Here is an 18,341-nt window from a genome sequence, read left to right as displayed (position 1 = left end):
AGTCGAGGGATCTCTTCAAAGGATTGAAGAGAAAAGAGCAATGAGATGCTTCGGCGAAGTCTATCCCTATAAATCGGTACTCAGAACGACAGTTTGATGTTTCGCTTGCGCGCAACATGACAAATAACCTTAACTAAACGACATTGAATGACGATTAATTAATTTTTTTTGATTTGATATTTTTTTTTATTAGTTTTGCCTTGAACTAACTAATAACTTTATTACCATGAAAAAGTTTGTATTTTTCCTAATGGTTGCCGGAATGCTTTCAATGGTTGCATGTAAGTCAGCTCCTAAGCAAGAAGAACAGCCTGCTCAAGAACAAACCGAGCAAGTTGATACTAATGCTACTGTTGAAGCTCAAACCGACACAGTACCTGCAGCTGAATAATTAATTGTTGCAGAAAAAATAAAAAACATCCGGTAATAACCGGATGTTTTTTATTTATGAAGTGTTCTAGTTATTCTTTTTAATCTGAATGTAAAGCTCATCGAGCTGTTGCTGGCTGATAGTGGATGGGGAATCAATCATCACATCGCGGCCTGCATTGTTTTTAGGGAATGCTATGTAATCACGAATAGAGTCGCTGCCTCCAAAAAGCGAGCAAAGCCTATCGAAACCAAAGGCAATGCCGCCGTGCGGAGGTGCGCCGTACCTGAAAGCATTAAGCAAGAACCCAAACTGTTTCTCGGCCTCCTCCTTGGTAAAGCCAAGCGCATCGAACATAGTTTGCTGTAATTCCCTGTCATAGATTCTTATTGAACCACCACCAATTTCAACTCCGTTAATAACTAGGTCGTAAGCATTTGCTCTAATCCTTCCGGGATCTGTTTTAAACAGAGGGATATCCTCTGGATTTGGCGATGTGAAGGGATGGTGCATGGCAAAGAAACGCTGTGCCTCATCGTCCCACTCCAGTAGTGGGAAATCAACAACCCAAAGGGGAACAAACACATCCTTTGACCTTAGGCCAAGCCTATTACCCATCTCTAGCCTTAACTCACAAAGCGCGGAGAGAGTTTTCTTCTTTGGACCAGCCAAAATTAGTATTAGGTCGCCCTGTTTAGCACCCATGGCATTGGCTATAGCCATTAAATCGTCGGGTGAGTAAAACTTATCAACTGTCGATTTTATTCCATCGTCGGCAAAGCGAATGTAAACAAGGCCGCTGGCACCAACCTGAGGACGTTTCACAAACTCGGTTAGCTCATCGAGCTGTTTACGGGTATAACCTGCACACCCGGTGGCACAGATTGCACCAACATACTCAGCATCGTCAAAAACCTTAAACCCTTTACCCTTAACAACCGAACTTAGCTCCACAAACTCCATCCCAAAGCGCAGGTCGGGCTTATCGGAACCATATTTTTCCATTGCCACGCTGTAAGGCATACGTTGGAAGGGTTCAGTAAAATTGATACCCTTTACATTTGCGAAAAGGTGTTTAATTAACCCCTCAAAGGTGTTGAGAACGTCATCGCGTTCCACAAACGACATCTCGCAATCAATCTGTGTGAACTCTGGCTGCCTGTCGGCACGTAAATCCTCGTCGCGAAAACATTTTACAATCTGAAAATACTTGTCAAAACCGGCAACCATTAGTAGCTGCTTAAACGTTTGGGGCGATTGAGGCAATGCGTAGAACTCCCCTGGATGAATACGTGATGGAACCACAAAGTCACGAGCACCTTCAGGTGTAGATTTGATAAGGAACGGCGTTTCCACCTCAATAAATCCTTGCATGTCGAGGTATCTACGAACCTCTTGTGCCATTCTATGACGAAGCAAAAGAGCATTCTTAACCGGATTCCGACGCAAATCGAGGTAACGGAACTTCATTCTAAGCTCATCGCCACCGTCGGTATCATCTTCAATGGTGAAAGGAGGAATATCACTGGCATTAAGCACCTTAATCATGTTAGCCCGAACCTCAATATCGCCAGTTGGCAACTTACTGTTATTGCTGGCGCGCTCCACCACCTCGCCCGAAATCTGAATAACATATTCACGACCAAGTTCCTTTACCATCTCTTTAACAGGGCTGGGGCAACTTTCGTCAATAACTACCTGGGTTATTCCATACCTATCCCTAAGGTCAATAAAGGTCATTGCACCAAGGTTACGAATACGTTGTACCCATCCGCTCAGGGTAACGCTGCTGCCCACATGAGCAATTCTAAGTTCTCCGCAAGTATGTGATCTGTACATATCTAAATAACGTTTTCAGGTTGCGAATGTAAAAATAAAAAACGATGCTTTAACTATATTTGATATATTTGGGCAAAATCTTGTATGGAAAACTCAAAAAAACACGAATTTTTCATGCGCGAGGCTCTTAAAGAAGCCCAAAAAGCCCTGCTAAAGGATGAGGTGCCCATTGGGGCCGTTATTGTTTGTAACGATAGAATAATATCCAGAGCGCATAATTTAACTGAAACCCTCGGCGACCCCACTGCTCATGCCGAAATGCAAGCCATTACTGCTGCCACAAACTATTTGGGAAGTAAATACCTAAACCAATGTACCCTTTATGTTACCATTGAACCCTGCCCCATGTGTGCTGGCGCAATGTACTGGGCACAGCTTGGCGAACTGGTTTATGGGGCAACCGACCCCAAACGAGGATATTCAATAATTGCAAGTAAAACGCTACACCCAAAAACAAAAGTTATTTCAGAAGTGCTTGCCCTTGAATGTTCATCAATTGTTAGCACATTTTTTAACAGAAAAAGATAATTTTATGGCTTAATTTTTGTTTTTTAATTTGATGTGATATTTTTGAGGGCATTAACAAAGTTTAAAACATAATTAAAAACCAATACCTATGAGAGTTAGATTTGTGAAACATTTTTTGCTGGGCATTTTTGCAATTGGTGCCGTTTCCGTAAGCGGACAAAGCATTAACGATGCCATTCAGGCTTACAACAACGCCGCTACCGTTTACAAGCAGGATCCTGAAAAAGCGTTGAAGGATATTCAATCGGCACTTCAAATTGCTGAACAGTTGGGAGAGGAAGGTGCTGAAACCAAGCAAAAGTGCGAGGAGTTAATTCCTACCATTTACTTTCAGGTTGCAATGGCTAAATACAAAGCTAAAGATTTGCAAGCCACACTCGACAACCTTGAAAAGGCAGAGGAAGCTGCAATCAAGTACAACGATGGTGCAGTGAAAAGCCGCGTTGAAAAAACTATGCCCAAACTTTACAATGCCCTTGGCAATAACCTTTTCAAGGAAAACAAGTTTGAGGAAGCCATTACCAATTATGGCAAAGCCATTAAGCTCGAACCCAACTACATTGATCCCTACCTTGGTACAGCCCTAGCATACGAAGGCCTTAAGAACGAAGAAAAAATGGTTGAATTCCTTGACCTTACCATTGATATGGGAGGCAAGGTAAACGATGCCGCCAATGTTGAAAAGGCTAAAACTAAAGGGAAAGCTTACTTCCTCAAAAAAGCCGATGAGGCCCGTAATGCCAATAAACTTAACGATGTGGTTAAGCTACTTGATATGGCCTTAAAGTACGATGGCGACGATTACGATATTTATCGCCTTATGACCATCAACTACAGCAAACTTGAGCGTTGGAACGATGCCATTGAGTATGGCAATAAAGCCCTTGAACTTGTAAAAGGAACCGCTGAGGATAAGGCTGAACTTTATTTCCTAATTGCTAGTGCATACCATAAGCTCAATAAAATCAGCGATGCTTGTGCTGCATACAAGAATGCTGCATTTGGCACATTCAAGCCCAATGCCGATTACCAGATTCAACAGCTAAAATGCCAGTAATACAACTTTTTACTATCTTTGAGGGCTGCAAATGCAGCCCTTTTTTATTGATACTCAAACCTATCAAGATGTCAAATAAATTCCGAATAGTTTTTTCCGATGTTGACGGAACCCTTCTCAACAAAAATCGCGAACTTTCATCAGCTACAATCTTTCAAATCCGTAAACTTAAACAGCATAATATTCCTTTCGTAATGGTATCGGCACGAATGCCAGCAGGCATGATTCACCTGTATAGGGAGGTGCCAATGGACAACCCTGCAATTTGTTACAACGGCGCCCTCATTCTGAAATCCATTGAGGAAGGAATAAATGGTAATAACAAGCTCTTTTCAACCACAATTGATTACAGTGTTGCAAAATCGGTTTACAGCATTTGCCATAAATTTGATTTGCACTTCAGCCTTTACTCCAACAACCAGTGGTTTGCATCAAAAAATGACGAATGGCGTTTACGCGAGGAGAACAACACCAAGGTAAAAGCAACAATTTACTCCAACATGGAGTATAAAATTAGCGAGTTGGAAAATGAACAGCAACATATCCACAAACTAATGGTAATGGGCGAGAGCATGCTAATCGACGCTTTACATAACCATCTGGTAAGCCAGTTTACTGGTAAAATCAATATATACCGTTCAAAGGATACTTATATCGAAATAACCCCTGCAAGCATCAATAAGGCAGCCGGATGCATTATCCTTTTAAACCATCTCAAGCTTAAACCTGAACAGGCAATTGCATTTGGCGATAACTTTAACGATACTGAATTGCTGCAAACGGTTAGCCTGGGTATAGCAATGGAAAATTCGCCTGCAGAGGTTAAGGAAAAAGCCAAAATGGTTGCCCCGGCAAATACCGACGATGGAGTTGCCAGAACCCTTGAAACCATATTCAAATTCGCATAGCGTATGACCGAACTTGAGCTACTTGCCCCCGCAAAGGATTTGGAAACAGGCATTGCTGCCATTACACACGGTGCCGATGCGGTTTACATTGCTGCTCAAAAGTTCGGTGCCCGCGAAAAAGCCGGAAACCCCATTGAGGACATTGCTGAGCTTTGCCATTTTGCCCATGCATACCACGCCAGAGTTTACGTTACCGTTAACACTATCATTTTTGATAGTGAGCTAAAAGAGGTGCAGGAGCTCATCAACCAAATATACAATGCTGGTGCCGATGCAATTATCATACAGGATTTTGCCATTCTTGCTATGGATATTCCTCCTATTGCCATACATGCCAGCACCCAAATGCATAACATTGACGCTGATCACATTAACTTTCTTGAAAAAAATGGCGTATCGAGGATTGTTTTACCAAGGGAATTAACCCTTGATGAAATATCCAACCTACGCAGCAAAACAAAAGCTGAACTTGAATTTTTTATTCATGGGGCGTTGTGCGTTTCATATAGTGGACAATGTTACATGAGTTATTCGCTTTCAGGACGAAGCGCCAATAGAGGCGCTTGTGCCCAACCCTGCCGCTTGCCCTACGATCTTATTGACGAAACGGGTAACGTACTGGCTAAAAACAAACACCTCCTATCGCTAAAGGATCTTAACCTTAGCGGCTACCTTGCCGATTTGATTGATGCAGGAATAACCTCGTTCAAGATTGAAGGCCGTCTTAAAGATATTGCCTACGTAAAAAACATTACTGCGCATTACAGCAACCTCCTAAACAGCTTCATCGGTCTAAACCAACAATATAAAAGGGCTTCGAGCGGAAAGTGTGCCTATACCTTCACCCCCGATCCTGAACGAACCTTTAACCGCGGGTTTACCACCCATTTTATTGATGGTCGAAAACCTAACCAAGCATCATTAAATACCCCAAAATCTGTAGGGAAAAGAATTGGTATGGTTGACCGTATATACCGGAACTACTTCAGTATAAATTCAACTGAAACCATACATAATGGCGATGGATTGTGTTTTTTTAACTCTCAAAATCAACTTGTGGGATTTAGGGTCAATAAAGTAGATGGCGATAAGGTGTTTCCTAACCAGATGCCCACTGACCTAGCTATTGAAACAACTATTTACCGTAACGAGGATTTTGAGCTGGAACAAACCCTAAATCGTAAAAGTGCTGAACGTAAAGTTGAATGCAATATAGATGTATCTGTTACAGCCAACTATATCAAGCTAAGCATTAAGGATGAAGATGGGGTAAGCGCACTCATTGAAATTCCTAATGGGTTCGACAAGGCCAAAAATCCAAATTATCTAGACACAATTGAAAACCAGCTTCGAAAAACAGGCGACACCATTTTCAATGTTAACAGGGTTAACATTGAATGTACTACTGAAGTCCCATTTATCCCCACAAGTATAATAAACTCAGCTCGCAGGGAGTTAACCTTACAGCTCCGCACCAAAAGGATTGACTTACACAAACGAAATCGTAGAAATAATACAACTACCCCAGCTACAGTTCCTAACCCAATCCTAACGTATAAAGCCAATGTTGCCAACAGGGCAAGCACCAATTTCCTGCTAAAACATGGAGTCCAAAGCATTGAACCTGCATTTGAGGTTAAGCGCCCCAAGGGCGAGGTGGAGCTGATGGTTACCCGATACTGTATCAAACACGAGCTGGGCTTATGCCCAAGCAAGCAAGGCGCCAAACCAACCGGACGACTTTTTCTCAAAAATGACCATAACCTTTTTCCTCTGGTTTTTGACTGTAAGAACTGTGTGATGAAGGTGATTCAACCCAATAAGTAAAAAGTTTTTTTAAAAAATTAGTTTGATGATTCTACTTGAAACACCCAGCAACTGGCCCGATTACGAGCTAATCGACAGCGGCGATGGCGAAAAGCTAGAACGGTTCGGCAGCCAAATTCTGGCTCGTCCCGAGCCACAAGCCATTTGGCGAAAAGCACTTTCACAAGCCGAATGGAATAGCTTAGCCAATGCATACTTTGTAAAGAAAAAGGGTAACCGCGAGAGCGATAACGAATGGGGCGAGTGGAATAAGAAGGGAAACTGTAAGGAGCAATGGACAATTGGTTACAGCTACAAACAAATGAAACTAAAGTTCCGGTTGGGCCTTACATCGTTCAAGCATGTTGGCATATTCCCTGAACAAGCAACAAACTGGGATTTTATTTACGATACCGTTCAGCATCTATCAGTAGAAAAGCCATCGGTTTTAAATCTGTTTGCCTACACCGGAGGTGCATCGCTGGCTGCTAGAGCAGCCGGGGCCGATGTAACCCATGTCGATTCGGTTAAGCAAACCATTACCTGGTCGCGCGAGAATATGGAGCTTAGCAAGCTCGATGGAATTAGGTGGATGGTAGATGATGCCGTAAAATTTGTAGCACGCGAGGTACGGCGCGCCAAAACCTACAATGGAATTATACTTGACCCTCCTGCCTATGGTAGGGGGCCCGAAGGTGAAAAATGGATTCTTGAAACAAATCTATGTCCGCTTCTGGAGAACTGCAAAAATCTATTAACCCATAAAAACTCCTTCCTGATACTAAACCTTTACTCAATGGGATACTCGCCCATTATAGCCGAAAGTCTGGTTAAAAGCATTTTTAAAGTTGACAAACCAGAAATAGGAGAGCTATACCTAGTTGACAGAGCTGGACGAAAATTACCGCTGGGTGTTTTTTTACGGTTTTTAAAATAATTTTATCAACAAAAATAAAAAGCCTGCCATAAAACAGGTAAAATATATCAATATAATGTTACTTTTGCATTGATTTTCCGTATATTTGTTTTATGGGAAGTTATTGAAATTTATAAAACCAATGCTGTATGGAACCATTAAAGGTTAACGGTACCAGCCAATATCCAACCATTACTCTCGATAAGGATGCAGGTGTCTTTGAGTTTAAAGGAAACTCTTTACCTGAGGATGCAAAATCATTTTTCGAACCAATTATTACTTGGATTGAAGAGTATGCAAAGAACCCGAATCCTGAAACAGTGGTGCGATTTAAAATGATTTACTACAATACCCCCAGTTCAAAAATGCTTTTTCAGGTACTGAAGCGATTTGAAAGAATTGCTCAGGATGGCCATAAGATAAGCATAGTTTGGATGTATAATGAGGATGACATCGATATAAAAGATGCTGGGAAAGATCTCTCAAATCATATCAAGATACCTTTCAAGTTGGAATCATATAAGGAATAAAAAAAGGCCGTAAAGGCCTTTTTTTAATTGAACAATATTCTAACAACCTATTACCAATCGGTGGTGTAGCTGTGGTTATAAATCCTGTAAGTCTTTAGTTCGCCTGAGGCATCGCGGTAGTGGATATAACCTGAGAGCAACGATAGGGTTTTACCTGACGAGGATGTTTCAGCAATCTTAAGGGATTGGTCAGAGTTTACTTTCAAGGTATGATTGCCCTTGCCTTTGAACGATTGCCCAATATTCTCAATAACTACAGGTGGGAAACCCTTCCATTCCAGCACAACCTTTTCAACCACAAAAGGAGAATCGTACTTGGAGCGAATGGTCATATCAACTATTATTCCGGTAACCGTTGCATCATCCTTTGCAATGGCATTCAAATGTATGGGGTCCGATAAGAAAATTGATGCCTTATTGGCTGCAACATCAAAATAGAAAGGTTTTTGAACGGTTACACCTCCAAACATGTATTTTACCAGAATGTTATTCTCCGGATCCTCGTAGCAATTCTCATAGTTATATTTAATAACCACATTATCGGAATTGTTGATAACCGAAGTAATTCGGGCACATTCCGATTTGGTTGTGGGCTTCTTAGCCGTGGAAATGGCTAGCCCATTCAAACGCAAGTAGTACTTAAGTTCGCCAAGGTTGCTTTCCAGTTCAACAAGTTCAATGGAGCTGAGTAATGATTTGTACCGGGTAATACCAAGATTGCACTGGTCAACCCTTCCATCCATAAAGTAATCCTTAAGCGAGCCAAGCTCAGCAATGTTTTTCTCAATCTGTTCAACAGATTCTACCTTATCAACCTGCTCAAGCAAATCTTCCATCTGGCGGGTTAGCTCACGGTCGCGCATCTTGTAATCAAGCACCAGCATTTTCAGCTCTGTTTCCGGGAAAGGATATTTTATATGGTATATGAAATAAACCGACTTGTCGGCACGTTGACGTTTTTCCCAGTAAAAGTCACTAACCTTAGAGATAGAAATCCCTTGCAGAAAAGGTACTTTACCTGATTGGGTGGTGGTAGTGGTGGCAAACTTTTCAAGGAATGCATTAACATTATTGTTGAAGCTGGCCTCCTCCTTACGTACCTCGGAACTTGCTTTAACGTTCTCAGCCACGGACGATACTATTTGGGCTTTAACATTTGAAAGGGCATTCTGCTGGGCATCCTGCGCGGTAGGGCCTGTACCCGTTACAATGATGAAATCCTTTTCCAAACCATTCACCCATTTGGGTTGCTTTCCGCTTTTCTCCAGTAGTTTATCCTGGGCAAAGGTTAGGGTTATTACCCCCACAACGGACAAAGCAAGAAGTAATATCTTTTTCATACTCACATTATTTTAACCCCAAAAGGGGATTGGCAAGTAAAAAATATTTTACAAAAACAGCAACCCCAATGGTTGGGGCTGCTGTATGAAATGAATAGGGAAATTATGGGCGTTCCTTAGCCATCTTTTCCATTTCCTCGTTGAATACTTGCTCGAATTTCATCTTATCGTAGTCGAGCTGTAGTTTCTGATCCTTTGAAATACGGTCCTTAATATTGTTTAGAACCTGATCCTTTGGAACCTGAAGCGCATTGAATACTTGGTAACGACCTTCTTTCTGGAAAGTTTTGGTACAAACCACTTCAACGTTATTCAACTCCTGGTTGATAACCTCACGGGTCATTTGTTCAAATTTCTGTTCAAACTCCATGGCATCGCCAACCTGACGTTCGTTTACATAACGGTCAGCAACAGCCTTCATGGTAGTGCTAATGCTACGTGAAAGGTTGGTTTGTGCATCGATACGAGCTTTGCTCTTTGCAGTACTTAAATCGCTGCTGATACCGTTACCTGTTCCACGGAAGTACTTTGCATCGGTGTGGAATTCATCATCGTTGCAAGGAACATTAATTTCCTTACCTAAAGAGCTGTCTGCAGCTTTCTTTGAACCACCGCAACTAGCCAGCATAAAAGCAAAGGTAAAAATGCCGGCAACCATTAATAAATTTCTCATTTTCATAGTCATTCTTTTTTTGGTTAAACTTAAAATCAAGTTATTATTAAATTAATTATCGGTTTATTTCTGCTGGTACAACCAACTCCAATCCCAGTTGAAGTAAGGAGCAGCACCCCAGTATGCCCAAGCTACTGCAATTTCCTTGCCAGCCTGTATCATCATCTTATCTTTTTCAATGGAATCGTCGTATTGTTTCATCTTAAAGTTCCATACATTAGCACCATCGGCCAGCATTTTCTGGGTGATTTCATCGGTTAAACGAACTGCATCGGCGTAGCACTCCATATCGGGAGTGATTTTGCCTAGATACTCAGCTGCCTTATCGGCATTCATGTTAGCCCAAGCAGCCTTGGCACCTGCCATGTACTCAGTACATTTGTAGTTGGCGTATTGCTTATAGATTTCGATTGACAAATCCATGCTCTTGTCAAAGCATTCGCGGCAAACATCGGGAACTGATAGCAGAACGAAAAGGGCCTCTTCGTACTTTCTTTGGCCTGCAAGAGCTTGTGCTCCCTTTAGCACCACATCGCACTGAGAGTTGTAGTATTCAATGATCTTTTCCTTACCTTTCTCAATGAAACCCTTGAATTGTCCGGCCTTTACGTTGATATTTTTCAGAGCCTGGATATAGGCTTTGTCCTCAGTTGGCCCAACACCCTTAACCGATATATTTGTTTGACTGAAGATGTTTTGGCTAGCAGCATCAACAATATAAAAGGTAACATCAAGATTTACCGCCTGCATAGGGGGTGCTGTAGGAGTAATCTCCTTGCTAATCACTGTTACAAGCGGAACAATGCAAAAACGTGGATTAGCAGCAGTAGCACCTAAACCGTTTTGAGAGGCAATCTGGCTCATCTTGTTAACTAACATTTGGCGAGCCTCCTGGGGTATACCGGTTGCCTGTTCGGGAACAATAGCAGCAAGTGCTATTCTGCCCATATCGTCAGTTTTCCCTTGGCTGTTTTGTGCATTAAGGCTTAAAGCAAAGCCTGTGAGCACAGCAATTGATAGTATTAACTTTTTCATTTTAATATCAGTTACTTTTCACCTAGTATTAGCCAAGCTTCACCCAAACCGCGCATGTACAGCTTTGAGGGTATTCCCATACCGTTCAGGTACTTGCGCAAATCGCTAACAAATGAGCGGGTGTCAACTGCTCTTTGGCGACCTTTTTCGTCAGTACGCATCATAGGGATACGAACCTGCTCAAACTTCATGAAGTTTTCAGTTGCATCGGAAAGGTTAAAGCGACCTTCCACGCAGTTATCGGCAAACCAGTCCTCAATAATGGTTGATAGCTCTTTGCCATCGCTGCCAAACTCTGATTCCAGATTCTCGCCCCAGTTAGCCCAGACCTTAATTTGAACCTTAACCTCACGTCCTTTTGCAAACATATCTTCAAAATGACGCATAAGGCCTGCGTTGAAGTTATCCATGTGACTAAGCACAGCTTCCTCGAGCAAAAGTTCAGGCGAAGCCGATGTGGATGGGCTACCTGCCCCGGCAACACCCGATACCTGTTTTGCCGTATAAGCATCCAGGCCCTTTAGGTTAAATACAATGTATTTCTGGGGTCCTTGGCGCTTTACTTCAAAGTCCAAGTCCATTATTATATCGGCCTTGGCAACTCGTTTTAAAGCATCAATGGGACTTTCGGCCATCTCTGAGCCGCTCGATGAGCTTGTTAGCATTGACGATTCGGCACGTTCCTGTTCCAGATTTTTAAGTTCCTGCTCCAGGTCCTTAAGAGGGAAGCCCCTATCGGCCATTATTTGACCCATTTTGGTAATAACCAAACGTAAATCGGGATCGGTTTGCAGAGCAGTTTTATAATCGGGGAGAACCTGTTTCAAACCCTGGTTGTTAAACTCCATTTTGTACCCGCGACTAATGCAGTACTGATCGCTGGGAACAACCATTATTATGGGTTTTTTGGCTTGACCAAATGCCAGAACTGCAAAGGCAAGCAACGAAAATGTAAGTAGTAGTCGTTTCATATTCACCATCATGTATTAGAATCCTGAATCCAGACGACGGGCTATGCCATCGGCTTCAAGCTGTTTACGTAAAGCATCGTACATTACCTGAACGTAGATTGCCACCTTGTAGCCTTTCTTCATTTTAATACGATCCTCCCCTGAGGGATCGGCATCGTTGGTTACGGCAATGTACTGAAGGTACTTACCTCCCACCTCAAAGAACTTTTCAAAGTAATCGGCATGAATTTGTTCAGCGTTGGGCTGGGAACATATTGGAGGGGTTGGAGCAGAGCCACCGCCACCGGGAAGCCCCTTGAAAATACAGGCGGCTACGGCTGCCTCTTTAGCATTCATAACTGCAGCACCAACATCCTTGCCATACCCCCATACCTTGAAAACCTTGGTTCCATCCTGACCAACACCAACCGGTTCAATTTCATAGTTGTACTGGCTATTCCATAGAATCTTCCGCTCCTTGCGGGTTTGTGCATTAGCTGGTAAAATCATTACCACGCCCAGCACTGTTACTGCTATACTCAATAATACTTTTCTCATACACCTATACTATTTTAAAGTTAGAACATAAATTTTACACCAAACATTGTTGCCATACCTTTACGATCAGTAAATATTTCGTCCCATGTTAATCCGGTATCGCCATTATCGTTTTCAGCATTACCAATAAACGAGTATGAACCAATGCCTCCCATTAGCTGGAAGTTATGTTTCAAATTTAGTGCCAAATTTGCTCCAGCTTTCAGGTAAAGAACTTTAAGGGAACCATTGTCAAAATCTGAATGGCTTGCCTGCTCTTGCCCTAAACCAACATATGGGCGTAATTCCAGGTTACGGGTAAGCATGAAACCCTTAGCCAAACCTGCTCCGTAGTGTAAAAATGCTATGCTTTCAAAGGTTAAGAAAGCAATGTCATAGTCTAAAACTTGGGCACCACCCTCAACGTAAACAAACAGTGCCCTAATGCCAACATAACGACCCATACGTGCATCAATTCTGCCGTAAACACCACCAACCTCACCAGCTTCATAGCCAACCAGTAACTCTAGGCCAAGATCGTTCTGCTGACGAATCAGATATCCCTCGCGTAGCCTTCTACCTGCAGTTTGGTAAAACTGTGAGGTAGGCATATCGCCTTTGGCAACCTGTCGGTTATCGACAATCTTACTGGTTGCGCGAATTACACCTCTAAAACGTGGCTCCACGCTGTTGGTTTTTTCATTGTAAACATACTCATAGGCAAAGTAGCGGTGATCGCATTTTAATCCTTCCTTCAACCCAATTTTAGCCCGAATTGGCCTAACCTGATGAATGGTGGTTTTTACCATGAAATCTTCATGTTTCATTTCAAGGTAGTAAAGGCTTTCATCGTATCCTTTCTGAACAAGTTCAGTAAGTAACTGATCCTCGGTTTTTTGTTTAATTAGTTTACCAAGCTGAGTATCCTCAGTGGGTTGCGAGGCGGTGGCATATACAACTGTTTGAGTAACAAACTCAATAGGAATATTTAGCTCCTGGAACTTTTTAATTTTTTCCTGACGAACAGCGGGAGAGTCTTCAGGATAAATCCAGCAATCGTAAAGCGCATTCTGGGTTTCCTCATTGAACTTTACTTTATAAAGGTATCCATTAACGGTGGCCTTCCATCCCTTCATTTTCTCAACCTTTGCCTCTTTCATGGTAAGTATACTCTGGTAATCAAGCACCAGTATGTAACTTTTCTCAATCAGGCGGTTCCCATAATCCTTAAGTATGTTATCGCCTCGCTTTGTGGCTTGGGCTTTTATGTACTGAGCGTCGGTAGCATTAAACATACCCCTGTCGAAAATGAGGTCCAAATCCATTGAGCCATCATCCTTACGGTTGTACCACTTACTAACAATTGACTTTGACACCCCTTTCTGCATCAGAAAGTTTTCGATGGCTTTGGTTGGAACAACAGAGGCATCGCCTCGGGTAAAGGGTGCTTCAAATACCAAAGCATCCAGATTGTTGTTGTAATACTTATCGGTAAACTTTACTTCCGGAAATTTAGCTTCCACCTCCGAGGCATGGTTTTCACCCGGGAACTTCATGTATAAAACCGTAATGGAGCTACGGTCGTAGGTGGATGGAATGCGATTCCCTTTTTCAATATCCTGAGCGTAAATATTGGCACTAAGCAGTAAGGCCAAAAGCAAATATCCCTTTTTCATACTTTATCACTTTAAAGTTATTGAATAAAGTTACGGCAATTTTTTTATTTTAAAATTTTTTTTGGCCATATGAATTGATAAATATCACCAAAAAACGTTTGTTTAAAGCAGATTGCATTTAATTAAAGCAACAATTCATTGCATTCGTCAAATAAATAAGGGAAGGTTTAACCTTCCCTTACATTTAATTTCGCTTATGGTTTAGGCTATAAGCCTGCAGCTCTAGCAATATTTTTGGGGATATCGGTGTTATCGAGCAAAGGAACAAATAGCTGCTGACCACTACCAATTGCAAACACTGGCACGGGTTGACCAGTATGTGAGCCCGATGTCCATCCTACTGCAGCCTTTGAGTTTAGTATCTGAATGGAAACCTTTGATATGGGATCAGTTTCGCTATATGTGGTTTTTTCATTTGATTTTAAACCCTTAAAGGCTACGTTGTATGCATCTTTCAGCATCTTGATATTGTTTTCGTTTAGCTCAATATCTTTTGAAAGCCCTGTCTTATCGGCCAGGAACTTCAATAAATCGTCAAACTTTGCCTTTGGGTTTTGTTCCCTTAATTCAGCAATAACCTTATGCAAACGCTCCTTGGATGCAGTTTGGTAATGGAGCAACTTAACGTGAAAATCGTACTTGTTTTCCCTGTTTCCAATTGAAAGTCCACCAGTTTCGTGATCAGCAGTAACCACTATTAATGTTTCGTGAGGATGTTTCCTGTAAAATTCCAAGGCAACATCAATAGCACGGGCAAAAGCAAGCACTTCATGTATCACAGTTGCAGCATCGTTGTCATGGGCAGCCCAATCAATTTTGCCCCCTTCAACCATAATAAAGAAACCGTTGGGGTTATCCACTACCTCAATGGCTTTACGGGTAATGTCGGCAAGGCTTACATCGGATTCCGAACGGTCAATTTCATACTGTAATGTGCTGCTGGGTGCAGGATTTGGGGCAGAGTAAACAATGGATTTTGCTCCTGCTGCCACCAAAGAGTCTACCTCCGTTAGCGATGAAGTAAATTGGTAACCTCTAACCTTTCCCAACTCATATACGCTAACGGCATTGGAATCGGTTTTGGTACCATAGGGTTCAAGAAAACCACCCGATGCAAAAAAATCGTAATTTGACTTTAGCAGTTGTTTAGCAATATCGTAGTAACTGCCACGTGAGCCAACATGGGCATAAAAAGCTGCCGGTGTTGCATGGTCAATGCTTACGCTGGTTAAAATGGCAACTTTTTTCCCAGCTTCCTTAAACTTTTTGGCTATACTGTATAAAGTATCCGTCCTGTCGTAAGTTAAACCAATGGTGTTGATTGAAGTTTTGGTACCAGTTGAAAGAGCAGTTCCGGCAGCTGCTGAACAGGTAACATACCTGTTATGTGCATAGGTAGTAGAAAGCGAAGTGACGGGGAAACGGGTAAACGACATTGCCGTGCTGTCGTGCAAAACGCTATCGGCATACAGCTTTGCAAGTGTCACGTGCGATACTCCCATTCCATCGCCAATAAAGTAAAACACATACTTTGCCTTGGGCTCATGTTTCCCACAGGAAGCCATTGCTATAGCGAGCAAAATTGTTAGTAGGGTTCGTGATCTCATCTCTTATGATTTAAAAAATTTATTGAATGTTAAGGTAACAAAACTACACTAAAAAAGTTGGAGCAACATACAAGCCTTTAGCTCGGTTTATTAAAAGGTGTTAAAAAACAGGAAGCTGCCCAAGGGCAGCTTCCTGAAAGAATGATATAAAAGCAAATTACTTTTTCTTATCGGCCTTGCGGGCAGCGTAAACTATCTTAAGTGCACTGGCCTTACGCAACTCCTGCTTAACATCGGTAACAATACCCATACGGGTCTCCTTGTCAATTTTGAGTGATGTGGTAAGCAAGGGCTTTTCATCTTCCTTCATCGCTTCACGCTCCGATGCGATAAAATCGCGAATATCGTCGAGCGATTTGAAGGAATCGTTAAGCTGTATGCGTGGCTCAGTACCAAACAGTGATTGGAACTGCCTCATAGGAGGACCAATGTAGATATACGATACCAACGACTTCTTTTCCAACTTGTTTACTTCAGTGGCTTCGGGTAACTGGCTACGAACCATTAGCGTGGTTTCACGCATGGTTGTACTAACCATGAAGAAGAAAAGAAGCATGAACACAATATCGGGAAGCGAGGCAGTTGAAATAGCCTGCAACTCGTTTTTACCTTTTCGTTCAAACTTAGCCATAACTACTTTCCTCCTACGTTCTTAGGTTCAGCTTCGGAAATCTTCAATGGAATTGCCTTAGAGATTGTTTCCTGCTCTTCCTTGGCTAACTTGCTGAATGGCTTTCCGTAAACTGAAGTTGATAATTCGTCGCGTAACTCATTGTATGCAGCAACCAATTCGTTCTGAACCTTCATGTACATCTCGTACGATGTACCACGGTCGTTCTGAAGCGAAACAACGCCCTTGGATACTTTAAACTTACCAATTCCGGGAATATCCTTTTCCTCAAACTCGGAAAGGTTGGGGTCGTTATTCGGGTTCATAATGAACTCCTTGGTCTTCTCTTTCAACATGCCAACCTCCATGGGTTCACCACGGACAAGTAACTTATCGCTCTTGTTGATAAGCACAGAGAAAATATTCCTGCGCTTAACCTCAACATCATCCTGTTTCTGATTGGGATCGGGCATGGGAGGAAGCATCCTCGTAAGACCCGTATCCACGTTCATGGTAGTGGTCATCAGGAAGAAGATGAGCAATAAGAACGCAATGTCGGCAGTTGAACTGGCATTTACTTCTGGTACTTTTCTTGCCATCTTTATACTTAGTATTTTTCAGGTTAGCCGAACTGAGCCGGCTAACCATTTGTTTAAACTACTTATGGAATGCACTGCGAACGCCGGTATATAACAACAATAGCATAGAAATGCCAAATAACAGGTATGTTGCAATTAAACCGGTATCGCTAATAATCAGAACGGTAGGATTTGAAAGGTCAGCGTTTTGAGTTGGCGATGGAATTGGAGTAGCATCGGCCAAAACATAGCCAATTACAAAGATTACAGCAACTGCCAGTAATCCTACCAACGATTTGGTGACATTCTTGGGGTTTCTAACAAGGTTTACAACAGGGAAAACTAATGCCGAAACGGCAGCAATGGCAAACAGAATATAAGCCCAATCAATGAATGGTTCTACAGATTCAATATCCTGGTTGCTTAAAAAGAATAGTATGGTTATAACAATAGAAACACCCATTAATAGCCACGAAAGAACCTTGGTATAGGTTGATAATGAGCTATTCATGGCCAATTATTTTTGAAGGTTATACTTAACAAGAATATCGAGAAGACTTACAGAAGCATCTTCCATTTCATTGGTGATGCTATCAATCTTATTGAGCAGGTAGTTATAGAACACCTGAAGAATAATAGCAACAATAAGACCGAACACGGTAGTGATAAGAGCAACCTTAATACCACCAGCAACAAGCGACGGAGAAATGTCACCAGCAGCTTGGATAGCATCAAAAGCACCGATCATACCGATAACAGTACCCATAAACCCTAACATAGGTGCAACTGCGATGAAAAGCGAAATCCAGGTTAATCCCTTTTCCAGTTGACCCATCATAACTGAACCGTAGGTAACAATTGATTTCTCAACAACTTCGATACCTTCGTGAACACGGTCAAGACCCTGGTAGAAAATGCTGGCAACAGGGCCACGGGTGTTACGGCAAACTTCCTTTGCAGCCTCAACACCACCATTTTTCAGGGCTTCCTCAATATTGTTGAGTAACTTTTTGGTATTGGTGGTAGAAAGGTTTAGGTAAATAATACGCTCAATTACAATAGCCAAACCAAAGATTAAGGTTAAAAGAATGGATGCCATAAATCCAGGACCACCCTCAATGAATTTGGTTTTGATAGCCTTGTGTAACGATTGTTCTTCAACAGCAGGGGCTGCAGGTGTTGCTGCCTGAGCTGCTTGCTCCTGAACCATTGCTGAGTCAGGTTTTGCTGCAGGTTCATCCTGTGCGTTTACAAAGGTTGATGCTCCAAACGAGAGCACTCCCAATACTGCTACTAGTGTGAATAGCTTTTTCATGGTTTGATTGTCGTTTAATTATTACTAAAGGTTTGTTTTGTTTGTTCTCAAATTTAGTTAAACATT

Annotated in this window: 19 protein-coding genes; 7 read left to right on the top strand and 12 right to left on the bottom strand. The window is 42.1% G+C overall.

The window, feature by feature from the left end:
• Positions 1-226: 226 nt before the first annotated feature.
• Positions 227-391: a hypothetical protein gene (locus WHS63_RS06380; protein WP_445204382.1), complete on the top strand. Its 165-nt coding sequence runs from the start codon at positions 227-229 to the stop codon at positions 389-391.
• Between the two features lie 66 nt (positions 392-457).
• On the opposite strand, the gene aspS is transcribed toward WHS63_RS06380, so the two are convergent.
• The gene (gene aspS / locus WHS63_RS06375; protein ID WP_445204381.1) at positions 458-2,209 is read right to left on the bottom strand and encodes an aspartate--tRNA ligase; all 1,752 of its coding nucleotides are present in this window, start codon (positions 2,207-2,209) and stop codon (positions 458-460) included.
• Positions 2,210-2,293: 84 nt separating this feature from the next.
• On the opposite strand from aspS, the gene WHS63_RS06370 reads away from it, so the two are divergent.
• The 6 genes from WHS63_RS06370 (at position 2,294) to WHS63_RS06345 (ending at position 7,954) form a co-directional block, all read left to right on the top strand.
• Positions 2,294-2,737: a nucleoside deaminase gene (locus tag WHS63_RS06370; RefSeq protein WP_445204380.1), complete on the top strand. Its 444-nt coding sequence runs from the start codon at positions 2,294-2,296 to the stop codon at positions 2,735-2,737.
• Between the two features lie 88 nt (positions 2,738-2,825).
• Complete coding sequence (locus tag WHS63_RS06365) at positions 2,826-3,794, top strand: tetratricopeptide repeat protein (RefSeq protein WP_445204379.1); 969 nt, start codon at positions 2,826-2,828, stop codon at positions 3,792-3,794.
• A gap of 68 nt (positions 3,795-3,862) precedes the next feature.
• A complete protein-coding gene (locus WHS63_RS06360) occupies positions 3,863-4,702 on the top strand; it encodes a Cof-type HAD-IIB family hydrolase (protein WP_445204378.1) in 840 nt (279 codons plus the stop codon).
• A 3-nt stretch (positions 4,703-4,705) separates the two neighbouring features.
• Complete coding sequence (locus WHS63_RS06355) at positions 4,706-6,529, top strand: peptidase U32 family protein (RefSeq protein WP_445204377.1); 1,824 nt, start codon at positions 4,706-4,708, stop codon at positions 6,527-6,529.
• 25 nt (positions 6,530-6,554) lie between these two features.
• Positions 6,555-7,445, top strand: a complete 891-nt coding sequence (locus WHS63_RS06350; RefSeq protein WP_445204376.1) for a class I SAM-dependent methyltransferase — start codon at positions 6,555-6,557, stop codon at positions 7,443-7,445.
• A 128-nt stretch (positions 7,446-7,573) separates the two neighbouring features.
• A complete protein-coding gene (locus WHS63_RS06345) occupies positions 7,574-7,954 on the top strand; it encodes a DUF1987 domain-containing protein (protein ID WP_445204375.1) in 381 nt (126 codons plus the stop codon).
• 50 nt (positions 7,955-8,004) lie between these two features.
• Here WHS63_RS06345 and WHS63_RS06340 read toward each other — a convergent pair whose 3' ends face one another.
• The 11 genes from WHS63_RS06340 to WHS63_RS06290 all read right to left on the bottom strand — a co-directional run bounded on the left by WHS63_RS06340 (position 8,005) and on the right by WHS63_RS06290 (position 18,275).
• Positions 8,005-9,294 carry a hypothetical protein gene (locus tag WHS63_RS06340; RefSeq protein WP_445204374.1) on the bottom strand — a complete coding sequence of 430 codons (1,290 nt, stop codon included), beginning with the start codon at positions 9,292-9,294 and terminating at the stop codon, positions 8,005-8,007.
• Positions 9,295-9,397: 103 nt separating this feature from the next.
• Positions 9,398-9,967: a hypothetical protein gene (locus WHS63_RS06335; protein ID WP_445201171.1), complete on the bottom strand. Its 570-nt coding sequence runs from the start codon at positions 9,965-9,967 to the stop codon at positions 9,398-9,400.
• A 63-nt stretch (positions 9,968-10,030) separates the two neighbouring features.
• Entirely contained in the window at positions 10,031-11,002 is a 972-nt protein-coding gene (locus WHS63_RS06330; protein ID WP_445204373.1) for a hypothetical protein, read from the bottom strand.
• An 11-nt stretch (positions 11,003-11,013) separates the two neighbouring features.
• Positions 11,014-11,973, bottom strand: coding sequence for a DUF6175 family protein (locus tag WHS63_RS06325; protein WP_445204372.1), 960 nt, complete (start codon positions 11,971-11,973; stop codon positions 11,014-11,016).
• Positions 11,974-11,988: 15 nt separating this feature from the next.
• Complete coding sequence (locus WHS63_RS06320) at positions 11,989-12,510, bottom strand: hypothetical protein (RefSeq protein ID WP_445204371.1); 522 nt, start codon at positions 12,508-12,510, stop codon at positions 11,989-11,991.
• A 20-nt stretch (positions 12,511-12,530) separates the two neighbouring features.
• The gene (locus WHS63_RS06315) at positions 12,531-14,165 is read right to left on the bottom strand and encodes a hypothetical protein (RefSeq protein WP_445204370.1); all 1,635 of its coding nucleotides are present in this window, start codon (positions 14,163-14,165) and stop codon (positions 12,531-12,533) included.
• A 206-nt stretch (positions 14,166-14,371) separates the two neighbouring features.
• On the bottom strand, positions 14,372-15,772 hold the full coding sequence (locus tag WHS63_RS06310) for an alkaline phosphatase (protein ID WP_445204369.1): 1,401 nt from the start codon (positions 15,770-15,772) through the stop codon (positions 14,372-14,374).
• Between the two features lie 157 nt (positions 15,773-15,929).
• A complete protein-coding gene (locus tag WHS63_RS06305; RefSeq protein WP_445198347.1) occupies positions 15,930-16,403 on the bottom strand; it encodes an ExbD/TolR family protein in 474 nt (157 codons plus the stop codon).
• 2 nt (positions 16,404-16,405) lie between these two features.
• Positions 16,406-16,981, bottom strand: a complete 576-nt coding sequence (locus WHS63_RS06300; protein WP_445204368.1) for an ExbD/TolR family protein — start codon at positions 16,979-16,981, stop codon at positions 16,406-16,408.
• 58 nt (positions 16,982-17,039) lie between these two features.
• Positions 17,040-17,471, bottom strand: a complete 432-nt coding sequence (locus tag WHS63_RS06295) for a hypothetical protein (protein WP_445198345.1) — start codon at positions 17,469-17,471, stop codon at positions 17,040-17,042.
• Positions 17,472-17,477: 6 nt separating this feature from the next.
• Complete coding sequence (locus WHS63_RS06290) at positions 17,478-18,275, bottom strand: MotA/TolQ/ExbB proton channel family protein (protein ID WP_445204367.1); 798 nt, start codon at positions 18,273-18,275, stop codon at positions 17,478-17,480.
• Positions 18,276-18,341: the final 66 nt, after the last annotated feature.

It is taken from the genome of Tenuifilum sp. (assembly GCF_037481895.1).
In the GTDB taxonomy this organism is placed as follows: Bacteria; Bacteroidota; Bacteroidia; order Bacteroidales; family Tenuifilaceae; genus Tenuifilum; species Tenuifilum osseticum.
This window is presented reverse-complemented; position numbering and strand designations above follow the sequence as displayed.

What these genes read in the sequence shown, in the direction of transcription:
- WHS63_RS06380 (WP_445204382.1), top strand. Translation starts at nt 227, where the DNA reads ATGAAAAAGTTTGTATTTTTCCTAATGGTTGCCGGAATGCTTTCAATG.
- aspS (WP_445204381.1), bottom strand. Translation starts at nt 2,209, where the DNA reads ATGTACAGATCACATACTTGCGGAGAACTTAGAATTGCTCATGTGGGC.
- WHS63_RS06370 (WP_445204380.1), top strand. Translation starts at nt 2,294, where the DNA reads ATGGAAAACTCAAAAAAACACGAATTTTTCATGCGCGAGGCTCTTAAA.
- WHS63_RS06365 (WP_445204379.1), top strand. Translation starts at nt 2,826, where the DNA reads ATGAGAGTTAGATTTGTGAAACATTTTTTGCTGGGCATTTTTGCAATT.
- WHS63_RS06360 (WP_445204378.1), top strand. Translation starts at nt 3,863, where the DNA reads ATGTCAAATAAATTCCGAATAGTTTTTTCCGATGTTGACGGAACCCTT.
- WHS63_RS06355 (WP_445204377.1), top strand. Translation starts at nt 4,706, where the DNA reads ATGACCGAACTTGAGCTACTTGCCCCCGCAAAGGATTTGGAAACAGGC.
- WHS63_RS06350 (WP_445204376.1), top strand. Translation starts at nt 6,555, where the DNA reads ATGATTCTACTTGAAACACCCAGCAACTGGCCCGATTACGAGCTAATC.
- WHS63_RS06345 (WP_445204375.1), top strand. Translation starts at nt 7,574, where the DNA reads ATGGAACCATTAAAGGTTAACGGTACCAGCCAATATCCAACCATTACT.
- WHS63_RS06340 (WP_445204374.1), bottom strand. Translation starts at nt 9,294, where the DNA reads ATGAAAAAGATATTACTTCTTGCTTTGTCCGTTGTGGGGGTAATAACC.
- WHS63_RS06335 (WP_445201171.1), bottom strand. Translation starts at nt 9,967, where the DNA reads ATGAGAAATTTATTAATGGTTGCCGGCATTTTTACCTTTGCTTTTATG.
- WHS63_RS06330 (WP_445204373.1), bottom strand. Translation starts at nt 11,002, where the DNA reads ATGAAAAAGTTAATACTATCAATTGCTGTGCTCACAGGCTTTGCTTTA.
- WHS63_RS06325 (WP_445204372.1), bottom strand. Translation starts at nt 11,973, where the DNA reads ATGAAACGACTACTACTTACATTTTCGTTGCTTGCCTTTGCAGTTCTG.
- WHS63_RS06320 (WP_445204371.1), bottom strand. Translation starts at nt 12,510, where the DNA reads ATGAGAAAAGTATTATTGAGTATAGCAGTAACAGTGCTGGGCGTGGTA.
- WHS63_RS06315 (WP_445204370.1), bottom strand. Translation starts at nt 14,165, where the DNA reads ATGAAAAAGGGATATTTGCTTTTGGCCTTACTGCTTAGTGCCAATATT.
- WHS63_RS06310 (WP_445204369.1), bottom strand. Translation starts at nt 15,772, where the DNA reads ATGAGATCACGAACCCTACTAACAATTTTGCTCGCTATAGCAATGGCT.
- WHS63_RS06305 (WP_445198347.1), bottom strand. Translation starts at nt 16,403, where the DNA reads ATGGCTAAGTTTGAACGAAAAGGTAAAAACGAGTTGCAGGCTATTTCA.
- WHS63_RS06300 (WP_445204368.1), bottom strand. Translation starts at nt 16,981, where the DNA reads ATGGCAAGAAAAGTACCAGAAGTAAATGCCAGTTCAACTGCCGACATT.
- WHS63_RS06295 (WP_445198345.1), bottom strand. Translation starts at nt 17,471, where the DNA reads ATGAATAGCTCATTATCAACCTATACCAAGGTTCTTTCGTGGCTATTA.
- WHS63_RS06290 (WP_445204367.1), bottom strand. Translation starts at nt 18,275, where the DNA reads ATGAAAAAGCTATTCACACTAGTAGCAGTATTGGGAGTGCTCTCGTTT.